The 13483-nt window shown below is 37.6% G+C and carries 12 protein-coding genes; 2 read left to right on the forward strand and 10 right to left on the reverse strand.

Annotation, left to right across the window (positions count from 1 at the left end; genetic code table 11):
• Window positions 1–9: 9 nt before the first annotated feature.
• The 5 genes from B5D30_RS06140 to B5D30_RS06160 all read right to left on the reverse strand — a co-directional run bounded on the left by B5D30_RS06140 (window position 10) and on the right by B5D30_RS06160 (window position 7147).
• On the reverse strand, window positions 10–1101 hold the full coding sequence (locus B5D30_RS06140) for a hypothetical protein (RefSeq protein ID WP_078807174.1): 1092 nt from the start codon (window positions 1099–1101) through the stop codon (window positions 10–12).
• 204 nt (window positions 1102–1305) lie between these two features.
• A complete protein-coding gene (gene asnS, locus B5D30_RS06145; protein WP_078807175.1) occupies window positions 1306–2607 on the reverse strand; it encodes an asparagine--tRNA ligase in 1302 nt (433 codons plus the stop codon).
• Window position 2608: 1 nt separating this feature from the next.
• Window positions 2609–3811 (reverse strand): pyridoxal phosphate-dependent aminotransferase, encoded by a 1203-nt coding sequence (locus tag B5D30_RS06150; protein WP_078807176.1) that lies wholly within the window; start codon window positions 3809–3811, stop codon window positions 2609–2611.
• 52 nt (window positions 3812–3863) lie between these two features.
• Window positions 3864–4358 carry a cell wall elongation regulator TseB-like domain-containing protein gene (locus B5D30_RS06155; RefSeq protein ID WP_234984629.1) on the reverse strand — a complete coding sequence of 165 codons (495 nt, stop codon included), beginning with the start codon at window positions 4356–4358 and terminating at the stop codon, window positions 3864–3866.
• Window positions 4359–4411: 53 nt separating this feature from the next.
• Window positions 4412–7147 carry a helicase C-terminal domain-containing protein gene (locus tag B5D30_RS06160; protein WP_078807178.1) on the reverse strand — a complete coding sequence of 912 codons (2736 nt, stop codon included), beginning with the start codon at window positions 7145–7147 and terminating at the stop codon, window positions 4412–4414.
• A gap of 284 nt (window positions 7148–7431) precedes the next feature.
• On the opposite strand from B5D30_RS06160, the gene B5D30_RS06165 reads away from it, so the two are divergent.
• Window positions 7432–8412 carry an NAD(P)/FAD-dependent oxidoreductase gene (locus tag B5D30_RS06165; RefSeq protein WP_078807179.1) on the forward strand — a complete coding sequence of 327 codons (981 nt, stop codon included), beginning with the start codon at window positions 7432–7434 and terminating at the stop codon, window positions 8410–8412.
• A 51-nt stretch (window positions 8413–8463) separates the two neighbouring features.
• Here the strand turns inward: B5D30_RS06165 and B5D30_RS06170 are convergent, their stop codons facing one another.
• The 5 genes from B5D30_RS06170 to B5D30_RS06195 form a co-directional block, all read right to left on the reverse strand.
• Complete coding sequence (locus tag B5D30_RS06170) at window positions 8464–9120, reverse strand: potassium channel family protein (protein WP_078807180.1); 657 nt, start codon at window positions 9118–9120, stop codon at window positions 8464–8466.
• Between the two features lie 330 nt (window positions 9121–9450).
• The gene (locus B5D30_RS06180) at window positions 9451–10083 is read right to left on the reverse strand and encodes a response regulator (protein WP_078807182.1); all 633 of its coding nucleotides are present in this window, start codon (window positions 10081–10083) and stop codon (window positions 9451–9453) included.
• Window positions 10084–10177: 94 nt separating this feature from the next.
• Window positions 10178–11242 carry a sensor histidine kinase gene (locus tag B5D30_RS06185; RefSeq protein ID WP_078807183.1) on the reverse strand — a complete coding sequence of 355 codons (1065 nt, stop codon included), beginning with the start codon at window positions 11240–11242 and terminating at the stop codon, window positions 10178–10180.
• Window positions 11239–11952, reverse strand: a complete 714-nt coding sequence (gene liaF / locus B5D30_RS06190; RefSeq protein WP_078807184.1) for a cell wall-active antibiotics response protein LiaF — start codon at window positions 11950–11952, stop codon at window positions 11239–11241. Before liaF ends, B5D30_RS06185 begins: the two co-directional genes overlap by 4 nt.
• A 127-nt stretch (window positions 11953–12079) precedes the next feature.
• Window positions 12080–12532: a Fur family transcriptional regulator gene (locus tag B5D30_RS06195; protein ID WP_078807185.1), complete on the reverse strand. Its 453-nt coding sequence runs from the start codon at window positions 12530–12532 to the stop codon at window positions 12080–12082.
• Window positions 12533–12632: 100 nt separating this feature from the next.
• Here B5D30_RS06195 and B5D30_RS06200 point away from each other — a divergent pair, with 100 nt between their 5' ends.
• On the forward strand, window positions 12633–13460 hold the full coding sequence (locus tag B5D30_RS06200; protein ID WP_078807186.1) for a pyruvate, water dikinase regulatory protein: 828 nt from the start codon (window positions 12633–12635) through the stop codon (window positions 13458–13460).
• Window positions 13461–13483: the final 23 nt, after the last annotated feature.

A 13483-nucleotide genomic window follows, 5' to 3' on the forward strand; every position in this document is an offset into this window, starting at 1 on the left:
TAATTTTGTTTACTCACATTCTTCTCGTTTTATCACTTCAAGAAATTTTTCATTGCTAAAAATCAACATTTCTATCTCATCTCCTCCCAAGTACGCACACTCGGTTAGATTTTGTATGGTCGCTTTTTCTTCTTGTAGCAATAAAGCATACAATTTTTCCTTTGCTCGTTTCTTCGCTTTTGACACTCTAAACTCAATGATACCGCCACTAATCAAGAAAGAGGTCGTAACTCCTGTTGTAAATAGAGAAACCATGCTCGAAACTTCAGAGATGACTTCTCTTTTTGAAAAATAATTCACCAAATCAATTACTTCTTTTCTCTGCAAGAATTGCTTTATCTCCGCAGGAAGTGAGGAGTCATTCGGAATTATTTCACCGCTAAAGGAAATTTGCGTAAAAATCGCCTCCATCGCCACAGGTGTCGCTTGAATGATGACCGTTGTCAAAATCGAAAGAATCAACATGATAAAAATTTTCTTCGCATTGATTCTCCTTAGGGTATACAAAGGCAATATTAAAACAAAAAGAATACATAAAACTAGAACAATGACTAGGAAAATAATCAAAATGAATACCTTTTTCATCTCTTGTAAATGATTGCCAAAACAAAGAAGAACAAGTCCCGCAACAAACGGAATACTAATATAGCTACATATCGGATGTTTGTATATACTAAAACCCGCTAAAACCGCAAGAATAAATAACAAAACCAAAAATTCGACAAACGATAAAAATAGCTCACTTACTGGGTTTGAGAGCTTGCTCAAAAGAGAGTAAATAGAAAAAATATTCGCCGCCAGCACCAAAAAACTAGCTACACTAAATGTTCGAGGTAGTCTTATCAAAACTTTCAAATTCTCAATTCGTGCATTCTTATCCTCATTTTTCCCAATATCTTTGAGATGATAATATTTTATTTCCCGCTTTTTATACAAAAACTTCTTGATTCCTTCTTGCAACGCACTTCGATTGCAAAACAAACAAATGAACGTATATGAAATAACCCCAATTTCCGCTATCACATATTGTTTAGCAATTGAGAGAATGATAGCAAGGAGAAAAAGAAACGATAAAACGAGATTGATTTTGTTCTTTTTCATTTGTTTTCTCTTTTCTTTTTTGTAAAATTAACTTATGGCACCTATAAAAAACATTGTTTTTTATACTACCTAAACATTAAGCGAATTTTTAAATCAATGCAAGTGAAATGAACCTATTCACACGACTCCCACATACAACTAACAAACCGCATAAAATCCATTTAAAAAAACGAATTTCATGCGGTTTTTCTTATAGTTTCAATTTTAAGGGAAAATCCGATGCAACATACGAGGAAACGGAATAGCTTCACGGATATGTTCGTTTCCGCTAATCCATGTTACCATGCGTTCAAGTCCTAGACCAAAGCCAGAATGTGGCACGCTGCCGTAGCGACGTAAGTCTAAGTACCATTCGTAATCCTCTTGGTTTAATCCTTCTTCTTTGATTTTTTCTTCGAGGTATTCTACATCCGTGGCACGCTCGCTACCACCAATAATCTCACCATAGCCTTCTGGTGCAATCAAATCGGCACAAATCACAACATCATCACGAGTTGGGTGTGGCTTCATGTAAAATGCTTTGATTGCTTTTGGATAGTTCAAAATAAAGACTGGTTTTGAAAATGAGTTGGCGATAAATGTTTCATGCGGAGAGCCAAAATCATCTCCCCAAACAATATCGTCAAAACCATTTTTCTGCAACAACTCAATGGCATCATCATAGCTAATGCGTGGGAACGGTAGCTGTGTATAACTTTTTAGCAATTCCTTGTCACGTTCTAAAACGTCTAAGGCATAATCACAGTTGTCTAGCACGCTTTGCACAAGAAAAGCTACATAACGTTCTTGAACTACCAAACTTTCCTCGTGCGTTGTAAATGCCATTTCTGGTTCAATCATCCAAAATTCCGTTAAATGACGGCGAGTTTTTGATTTTTCAGCTCGGAACGTTGGACCAAAAGTGAACACTTTCCCAAACGCCATTGCTCCCGCTTCAGCGTATAGTTGACCTGTTTGGGCAAGGTAGGCTGGGCGACCAAAATAATCTGTCTCAAAAAGATCTGTTGTTCCTTCTGCTGCTGTACCTGTTAAAATCGGGCTATCCATTTTAACAAATCCCTCTTTATTATAAAACTCATACGTTGCACGAATGATTTCGTTTCTCACCTGCATTACAGCGTGTTGCTTTCTTGAGCGAAGCCATAAATGACGGTGATCCATCAAAAAGTCCGTTCCATGTTCTTTTGGTGTAATCGGGTACTCTGCACTTGTGCCGACCACTTCGATTGCCTCAATACCAATTTCATAGCCAAATTTTGATCGTGTATCCTCACGAATTACGCCTGTCACCCAAACACTCGTTTCTTGTGTCAATGACTTAGCTGTTTGAAACATTTCTTCGCCAACCTCATTTTTCACAACAACTCCTTGGAAAAAGGCTGTTCCGTCACGAAATTGTAAAAATAAAATTTTTCCTTTTCCGCTTTTATTGGCAACCCACGCACCAATTTTCACTTTTTCTCCCACGTGTTTTTTGCTGTCAATAATTGAAATTACTTTTGTCACTTCATTTACCTCTAAATTCTTTCTTTTTGCTTTCTATAAATCTGGCAATTCTGTCTACTGCCTCATTAAGTGTCGCCAAATCCGTGGCATAGCTCAATCGCACATTATACGGACTACCAAAGCCGTCCCCTGTTACAAGTGCCACATATTCTTCCTCCAAAAGTGCATCTACAAACTCAGTTGCATTCTCCATACCAATCATATCAAGTGTTTCTTTGATGTTTGGGAAAAGATAAAACGCTCCTTGTGGCTTTTTCAACTTAAAGCCCGGTAATGCTGCAACTTTTGGATAAATTTCATTGAGCCTTTCTTCGTAGCTTTGACGCATTTCTTCCACCACTTCTTGCGTACCATTGAGTGCTTCTAACGCTGCAAATTGGCTGACTGCCGTTGGATTACTCGTTGATTGGCTACCGATTTTAATCATTGCTTTGATAATTTCCTCATTGCCAATCGCAAAACCAATTCTCCAGCCTGTCATCGCATATGCTTTGGAAACACCGTTGATAATCACCGTATTTTCACGAATTTCCTCGCTAATACTTGCAATCGGTGTGAACTTATTGCCATTATACACAAGACGGCCATAAATATCATCTGCGACAATTAAAACATTGTTCCTAACTGCCCATTCACCAATCGCTTTTAATTCATCATAAGAATAAATCATGCCTGTCGGATTGCTTGGTGAATTGATAATCACTGCTCGTGTGTTTTCCGTCCGTTGCTCCTCAAGCTGTTCAACTGTCACCTTGTAGTCATTTTCCTCTGTCGCATAAACGAAAACAGGGGTCGCCTCGGCTAATTTCACTTGCTCAGCATAGCTCACCCAGTAAGGCACAGGAATCAATACCTCATCGCCTTCGTTTAAAATCGCTTGAAAAAGGGAATATAAGGCAAATTTTGCCCCGTCAGTTACGACAATATTCTCATCTTGAAAATCAATGCCATAAACATTACGGAAACGATTTTCAATCGCTTTTCTCAGCTGAGGGATACCCGGTGTTGCAGTATAATAGCTCGCTTTGCCTGATTGGATTGCTTGAATTGCGGCATCTTGAATGTTTTTTGGTGTTGCAAAATCTGGTTCGCCAACCGTCAAGATTTTCACATCATTTCCTTGTGCTTTCAGCTTTTTCGCTTTTGCTGCCGCCTGCAATGTAACACTTGGTGCAAGTTTCCTTGCTCTTTCGGATAACATCATTTCCATTCCCTCCGTGTCTTTCAATTTAGTGTATGTTTTTTATCGTTGTTTCCTATTTTTCATTCACATCTGCTCCGTCTTTGAAGTCTAGCAAATAATAAGTGATTTTTCCTTTTGCCGTTTCTCCAACAACTTCCCAGACCACTTTGCCGTCAAACATTCCAAGATTGGCTTTACGGATTTTACTGACGTCCTTGTGTCTGTCTAAAACTGTCGCCTCAGCCTGTCCCTGTGCCACACCGTCTTTCATTGGTACAACTGTTACTTTGTCGCTCTCTTTTGGCACGATAACCGCAACTTCTTCGTTTTTATCATTTTTGCCAACAACTGTAAAATACGTTTCTTTTCTGGTGAAGGCATAAAAATGGTCAACATTTTCCACATTGGCGTAACTTTTCGCAACATTTGCCGCTTGATTTTCAGCCTTTTTCATTGGAGAAGTCGCACTTACTAAAATTAAAACGGCACTTAATACCCCTACAATCAAGAGAATAAGAATCCCTAACAGGATTTGTTCTCTTTTATTCATTTCAAATCTTTCTCTCACTTTTCTCTCCTCTTGCAAAAAATCTAGCCACACAAATTCTCTATATGCAAACATTATAGCAGAAACTCACGCATTTTTTCGACTAAATCTTCTAATTTTCCTTCATTTTTTTCCATATCTTTCGGAAATACCGCAAGCAAGCGAGTGCCGTAGCCTTTCGTCAAAATACGGTCGTCCAAAATAAACATTACACCTCTATCACTACTTGAGCGAATTAATCGCCCTAATCCTTGTCGCAAGCGAAGTGCAGCCTTTGGTAAAGATAACGAACTAAAAGGCGACAAACCTTTTGTTGACAAGTAATCATAATAACTTTTAACAAATGGTCGCAACGGATTTTCAAATGGTAATTTTGTCACAATTAATAACTCCAACACATCTCCCGGCAAGTCCACTCCGTCCCAATACGAATCTGTACCAAAAAGAGCAGCTCCTTTCGTAAAGCGAAAACGTTTCATGATTTTTTCTTTTGAACCTGAAATATCTTGAGCCAAAATTTCCTTTCCGAGTTTGAACAATTCCGGTTGCAAAAGATTGTAACAATCGGTTAGCATTTCTTTTGAACTAAATAGCACAAGCGTTGACTTCTCGGTGTTTTCAAGTATTTTGAGTATTGCTTGCGACAATTGTTCTTTATTCAATAACTCTCCGTTTTCCGACAAATCCGTTGGCAAGAAAAGTTTCGCCTGTTTGCCATAATCAAAAGGAGAGGGAATCGTACGAAAACCGTATTGCTCAATTCCTAACTGTGTGGGTAAGAATTTTTTATTGTTCCCAATTTTCATCGTCCCACTTGTAAACAACACTTTTTCAAAACGTGCATACCAAGTTGAAAAATCAAGCATGGAACGCTCAAAATCCTGTAAATGCAATGTAATACTCTGCGTTTTCGTGAAATTTGTTAGCCATTTGACTAAAGAAGTATTCTCCTCTGAAAAAAAACGAGTAAATAGCATTAAAATTTCTTCTAATTTTCCCGTAAAATCAAAAATCGGGGTCATAATGTATTGCTCGTAACTTGAAAATTGCTCGATATTCACAAACAATTCTGTTTCAATTTCTTTTGCAATCTGCCAAATTTCAGCTAGTTGACTTAGAAAAATCTCCTTCTCTATGTTCAATTGCTCTATTTGTTCTTCATTCATGAAAATTTCTTCGTTTCCATGGGCGATTTTTTTACATTCTACGCTCAAATGCTCCAAATTTCGATCGAAATTCGACAGAGAAAAACGAAGTAATTGAACTCGCCGTAAAATTGTCTGCGAGAGTTTCTCTTGAATTTCCTCTTCGACTACTTCTAAGACACCTTTATCCTCAAAAAGTGATTTTAGCTCACGCATAAATGCCTGAAGATTGCACCTTGCACTGCTTAATTGCAAAAGAGTATTGGGCAAATGATGTGCCTCGTCCACTATTAAATATTTCGCCTTAGGCAAAGCAAATTCTCCTCGCACATTTTCATTCACCAAATAGGCATGATTGACAATCAAAAGATTACTTTTTCCTATTTTCTCCTTGACAGCACAGAGAAAATCATCTACATAAAGAGGGGAAAGGGGATTTAAAAATCGAATCCCTCTATGTCTTATATCTTCATAGAAAAAATGAGTGTAACTCGTCTGATTTAATTCTTCCAAATCACCCGTTTGCGTCTCAAGCAACCAGACAAGTGTTGCCATTTGATACAAACGATACTGCTTTTGCGGTTTCGGATGAAGTAAACTTTCCTTAAAACGTACTAAATCAATATAATGTCTCGCACTTTTCACCAGCGTTGCGTGCAATTTATTCGGCAAAAACTGCTCCATTTTTGGCAAAACTTCTTGCATCAACTGCTCTTGTAAAAGTATGCTCGGTGTTGCAATGACGGCTTTTTCCTCTTTTGTCGCAAGAAATGCAAGTGGCAAAAGATAGCCTAGCGTTTTTCCTATTCCTGTTGCTGCCTCGATAAACAGATTTTTTTCCGTAGGATTTTCATGAAAATGTTTATACACCATATTCATAAATCTTGCCTGCTCATCTCGGTATTCATTCACAGCACCATACAAACGAAGTTTTTGCTTTTTCGTTTTTGGGTAGGTTTCTTGATTGAAAAATAACGTCTCTTGCACTTCTTTATTCCGTAAAATTAAGCCGTCATTTTCATGCAAATGTTCTGGTAAATGCTCACCCTCCGAAAGTCTACGTCTTTCCAATCTATGTTGCAAAAATGCCTGACTTTCAAAAGCTAATACATCACTTAAACGCACGATTTGCTCTAACGTGTGAAGTGGAATCGTCATGATTTTTTTCTCAATTTCTAACAACAAATCAGCCGTCACAAGTGCATCACTATCTGCCTGATGTGGATTTTCATGCACAAAACCAAAATACTGCGACAAATCACTCAAACGATAGCTCTCAAGCGTTGGAAAGAAAATCTGCGACAATTCGACTGTGTCTACCCCTGCATTTTTCATAAGTGGCAAACCGACACGCTCAAATTCATTGTTTAAAAAATTGAAATCAAAATGAATATTGTGTGCCACAAAAACCGTTTCCGCAAGAAGTGAATGAATCGTCGGGGCAATATCCTCAAAAATAGGGGCATTTTTCACCTGTTCATTGCTTATTCCTGTCAACTCTTGAATGACAGGCGAAATTGTTTTTTCTGGATTGACATCTGTGGCATAAGTAGAAACAACTCGACCATTTTCCACAAGCACAATCCCAATCTGAATGATACGGTCTTCTGTTGCATTCGTTCCTGTCGTTTCTAAGTCCACAACTGCATAAGTGGTTTTTGACATTTCTTTTCTCTTTTCGATGTTTAATAGTGTTATTATAACAAAGTTGATGAAAGGGTTGCAAATTAAAAAAATTTATAGCATACTATTTGTATAATAACAGTGAGTGAATAAGTTTTGGAATCCTAGAGTTTCTCATTTTCAACACTAAAAATTTCAGAATTTAAGAAATTCTTTCCCCTCAAAATTTTTAGAGGTGACCTAAAACAAATAAAATGCTTATTTGTCGCATTTTGATTAAAATAGAAGAGCAGAGCAGAGTATTCTGCGGAAAAGAGGTTATTATAATGAAAGAAATCTATGACATTACAATTATTGGTGCAGGACCTGTCGGGTTGTATGCAGCAATTTATGCAGGAATGAGAAAGGCGAAAACGAAAGTGATTGAAAGTCTTTCAGAAGTCGGTGGACAATTGACTACACTTTATCCTGAAAAATATATTTATGATGTGCCGGGATTTCCAAAAGTTCAAGCACGAGAATTGATTGACCACTTGGTTGAACAAGGGAAGTCTTTCGATACGACTTTTTGCTTAAATGAAAAAGTGGAGAATTTAAGTAAAGAAGGTGAGATTTTTTGTCTAAAAACGAACAAAGAAACTCATTATACGAAAACCGTCATTCTTGCGGTAGGAAAAGGGGCATTCACTCCGAGAAAAATCGGTTTGGAAAATGAAGAAGTTTTTCATCAAAAAAATGTCCACTACCACATCAAAGATATGTCGCAATTTCACGAGAAAAATGTCGTCATTGCTGGCGGTGGCGATTCCGCACTAGATTGGGCATTAATGCTCAAAGACATCGCCAAAAGTATCTCTGTCGTACATCGACGAGAAAAATTCCGAGCACACGAGGCAACGGTGGAACGTGTGGAAAATTCAGAAATTAAACTCCTCACTCCGTTTACAATTTCTTCGCTTGTGACAAATGAACAATTTGACGGCGTGGAAATCATGCACACAAAAACAAAAGAAAAAGAGAAAATTGAATGTGACCATTTGCTCATTCACTACGGTTTTACCTCCGATATATCTCCGATTGATGAATGGGATTTCACGTTTGAACGTCAAAAAATCAAGGTTGCAGAAGATTTGAGTACGGATATTAAAGGAATATTCGCAATCGGCGACATTGCTAGTTACAAAGGGAAAATTGAACAAATCACCATTGGTTTCGGCGAGGCACCACGTGCTGTCTGTTCTGCTCTTTCAATTGCTCGCCCTGATGAAAAATTGCGTCCAGTGCAGTCTTCTAGTTTGTTTGAGTAAATGTTCATAAAAAAGCTCATGTTTTTTCATTCATGAGCTTTTTTTTCGTTTCTAAATCTTCTCATCCAAATGCTCAACATCACGTGTTTCACCAAGTACGAGTAAATTGTCCCCTTCATGCACAACAGAGCTTGAATGTGCCAATTCTACCACACCATTACTTCTCCGAATGGCTGCAACGTTGACACCAAAACGACCTGTGAGATTGAGTTTTTCGAGTGTTTGATTGACAAATTTAGACTTTTGCACCTTAATTTCTGCCATTGAAAATTTTTCTGAAAGCTCTAGGTAGTCTAGGAGATTACGTGCTACTAAGCGATGTGCGATACGTTTGCCCATATCACGCTCAGGATGTACCACTCTATCGGCTCCGATTTTTTCAAGTACACGTGCATGATAATCATTTTGTGCTTTCGCCCAAACATTTGCCACGCCCATTTCCTTGACCATAAGTGTCGTTAAAATGCTCGCCTGAATATCTTCCCCTATCGCCACAACAACGGTATCAAAATTCCGGATACCAAGCGAACGCAAAGTATTTTCATCTTGTGCATTCGCCACAACTGCGTGCGTTGCAATATTCATATATTCATTAACACGTTCTTCAGTGCTATCAATCGCTAAAACTTCTTGACCACTCTCAATTAAATTTCTTGTTACACTACCACCAAAACGACCTAAGCCGATTACTGCAAAACTCTTTTTCATATTGTTTCCCTCTTAGTTATTATTTTTTTGATATTGTTGAAAAATACATTGAAATTCCCACTTGTAAATTTTGTTGTTCTTTGTTTCTTGCCTGCACGAAAAGGTACTTGGCTTCTCGGATTTTACTTCGAGCAAGCTCAAAGCGAAACTAAAGTTTCTGTCTACTTCGTAGACTAAAAACCCTCCTAAACGCCCCTCTCGCTTTTCTGTGTCTAGCTGCGGAGGGGCAGGAGGTTGGTCGCTGTTCACAATGCCACCTGAAGCTCTGCTTCAGGCTAGTAAATGGCATAGCTCACTGCGACAACCTCCTAAACGCCCCTCTCGCTTTTCTTATTCCACTAAGTGGTGTCGGAAGGCGTAGATTGCTGCTTGAGTGCGGTCTTCTACTTCTAGTTTACTTAGAATATTCGATACGTGGGTTTTGACTGTTTTTAGTGTGATGTACAGTTCGTTAGCAATTTCTTGATTACTTCTTCCTTGAGCAATGAGTTGCAAGACTTCGTTTTCTCGGTTGGTTAATTCCTCGTGTAATTCTGTGATGTGTTTTTGAGTCATTTTTTCAACCATTTTTTCTGTTACCGCAGCCTCTAAGACTTTTTCGCCTTTAAACGTTTTGCGAATTGCGTTAGCAATTTCTTGTGCAGAACTTGTTTTCAAAAGATAACCACTTGCCCCTGCCTCTAAAGCTGGATATACTTTTTCATCATCAATGAAACTTGTAACAATAATAATTTTTGCCTCTTTCCATTCAGACAATATTTTTTGCGTTGCCTCAATTCCGTCCATTACATCCATTACCAAATCCATTAAAATCACGTCTGGTCGTAATTCAAGTGCTTTTTCATAGCCAATTTTTCCATTGTCTGCCTCAGCTACCACTTCAATATCTTCTTGTATAGACAAATAACTTGAAACACCTAGACGTACCATTTCGTGATCATCTACTAATAATACTTTTATCATTTAAATTTTTCCGCCTTTTCATTTTTATGTTTGTCTTTTTTCTAATTGCGAGCGAATAAACGAAACAGCTCACTGTTGCAAATTGCAAAACACATCAATCATTTTTCTCTTCGATAATAATTGGCACACGAATTTCCACACCCGTTCCTTGACCTTTAAAGCTAATGATTTTCACTTCGCCCCCCATACCTAACACACGCTCACGAATATTGATTAGACCATAACTCGCACTTTTCTCCTCTTGCATATCAAACCCCACACCGTCATCAATTACTTTCAGCACAACTGCTGCACCTACTTTATGCAAATAAACTTCTAACTCGTCTGCTTTTGCGTGTCGCAAAGTATTGCTTAACAACTCCTGCATAATCCGAAACAAATGATCTTCAATCGCAGTGGTAAGAGCCACATCTTCAATGTCCCACTTCAATTTGATTTTAATTTTTGTCTCTAGTTCTCGCAAAAGCTGTTCAATCCCTTGTTTCAAACTTTTCCCTGACAATTCGATTGGTCGCAAATGCAAAAGTAATGCACGCATTTCACTTTGTGCTGTATTAATAACGTCTGTTACGGTTGCAAGTTGCTTCGTAAATACTGGATTTTCATCACTAGCACTCGCCTGTTCGTTTAACCCTGACAAAATCATCATCGCAGCAAACAATTGCTGTGAAACAGAGTCATGTAACTCTCGGCTCAAACGCAAACGCTCCTGACGTAAAATTTCTTCCCGTGATTCTGTTCCAACTTTCACTTGTTCCAAACTTAATTGTTGTAGCTGTTCATTCATCAGACGAAGTTTTTCAGCCAGTAGATGAATACTTTGATGAATTTGTACATTTGTCGAAAGAGCGGCTCCTTCAGTCATTTCAAAATGAATGACTTTGTCATACTCCTGTCGCACCAAATAATGCAAATTTTCCTCTACTTGTTTGTCGTAATTTCGCTCTGACCAACTCACCATGCCATAAGTCAAAATTGCCACGATAAGTGAAAATGTAAAGACATAAATCACCATAGGGATATTCAAAAAACTCGTGTGAAGGAGTAAAACAATGAAACTTTCCTCGCCTGTATTTGAAAACAATAATACAAGTAAAATGACCACAAATGTGATAAAAAATGAGTAAAATAACACTGCAATTCTGGGAAACCTTATCATAAACGAATCACCTCGATTTCCCCGAATAAAACGCTCGATACAATTTTCAAATGACGAGTCGTTTCATCATAATCTTTACTGAAAATTTTCAGCGTTTCATTGTTTAAACTGTATGTTTCTCCCTCAAAAGCGACATTTCCTGCTAGAGCATTATGTGAGAAAGAAACACCGATACCTGTCGGTACTAAAATACGTGTGCGACCAAACGATTTCCTAAGCGAAATCACACTTTCACCTTTGGGGAGCAACGTGTTACCTAAATCAATAATTGTGTCGCCTGCAAATTTTGTAAAGTTAATATCATTCCACTCATAAATTTCTGAGCCAATTTTTTCCGAACCAAACCACTGTCCTCGTTGTTTAAAACCTGATTTTTCCGTTGGTTCACTCGTCTCTACCATAATAAATTCTGGAGTGTCGTATTTTTCCCACTTCTTTGAGGCAAATAGTTTCCCCGTCGAAGAAAAATACAGAATCGCTGCTCCAAGCATTAACCAAATGAAAAAATTATTTAAAAGCATTAACCCTAAAAAAATAACAGATAAAATCTTCAAATTTTTGCTAGAATGTTTTTTCATCATTGAAATAGCGAATACACCAATTCCTAAAACAAAAAAACTTGCCAGCACTTCTGTGTGTAAAATGGTAAATACTGCAAGCAGTCCTAAAACCGCCTCAATCGCTAAAAATATGCGAAAGGGAATTTTCATTTTCTATCCCTCCAATTATCTTTTCTATATAAGGGTACCTCTAAAAGAAAATAACTTGTTTTTAGAAATACTTGTCTCTAGTATAAATGATTTTTCTCCTCCATACATCAGACTAGAGGATGAAAAATCAATTTTTTTTATTTTCCTCTACACATTTTTCGCATTTACCAAAGATTTCCACTTGATGCCCCTCTACTTTCACTGCTCCTAGGGATTGAACCATTTCCTCAATCGGACAAAAATCAATTTCTTGTATTTCGCCACAGCCTGTGCAAATAAAATGGTGATGATGATGTGGCACAACTACACCAAGCTCACAATTAATTCGATAATGACGTTTCCCTTTAAAATCTACTCGCTCAAGCACGCCAAGTTCTTCCCCCTCTTGGAGATTGCGGTAAATCGTATCAAGACTAATATTTGGAAAAGTTTTCTTCATCATTTGATGTACTTCTTTTGCAGAAACATAATGATTTTCCTGATTTAAACATTTCAACAATTCCTCCCGTTTTTTAGTGTATTTTAAACCAGAGGATTTGATATTTTCTAGTGCTATATTTACTTTATTGATTTCAGTCATCTTCCTCACCTACTAATTTTTTCTTCACAAAATTTATAAAAGAATATGATATAATCATACTATATTTTGGAGAAAATAAAAAATAGATTGGAGCAAAAATATGTCAGAGAACAGCTTAACGAATATTTATGTGATTTCAGACTCGGCGGGGGATACTGCGATTAAATTAGCACACGCAACAATGTCGCAATTTCCTGACAACAATTTTCGAGTGTTTCGCAAAAACTTCATTCAAAAACTAGATGCACTGGAAACTGTTTTGACAAACGCAAAAAAGCGAGACGCAATTATTATTTTCACGATGATTGACAAAGAATTAAATCGTTTTGTTCACAGTTTTTGTGAAACAAACTCTCTTTTCCATTTTGATTTGATGTCGCCTGTCGTAGAAGAAATGGAGCGTCGAACGAATACCGCAGCCAAACGTGAAATCGGGGCTCAACATCATTTGAACGAAAATTATTTCAAACGAATCAAAGCAATTGAATTTGCTGCTAAATATGATGACGGTCGTGACCCGAAAGGATTTTTAAAAGCAGACGTGGTCATTCTCGGTGTTTCTCGTACTTCTAAAACACCTTTGTCATTTCTTTTGGCACAAAAAAATCTCAAAGTGGCAAACTTGCCAATTGTACCACAAGCAACAATTCCAGACGAGATTTGGAAAGTTGACCCGAAAAAAATTATTGGTTTGACCAATGATCCAGAAGTGCTGAATAAATTCCGTGTGGAGAGAATGCGTTCGTATGGTTTAGATGACGATACTCTTTATTCAAATATGGACAATATTTTGCAAGAACTTGAGTTTGCCGACGAGTTGTATAAAAAAATCGGCTGTCCTGTAATCAATGTAGCCCAGCGTTCTATCGAAGAAACGGCTGCGATTATTTTGGAAAAATTAGGCGTTGAGGACAAGACTTTTCAGTAAAAAATCTTCAGGGTACCTCTAAA

Source organism: Pilibacter termitis (assembly GCF_900167335.1).
GTDB lineage: Bacteria > Bacillota > Bacilli > Lactobacillales > Streptococcaceae > Pilibacter > Pilibacter termitis.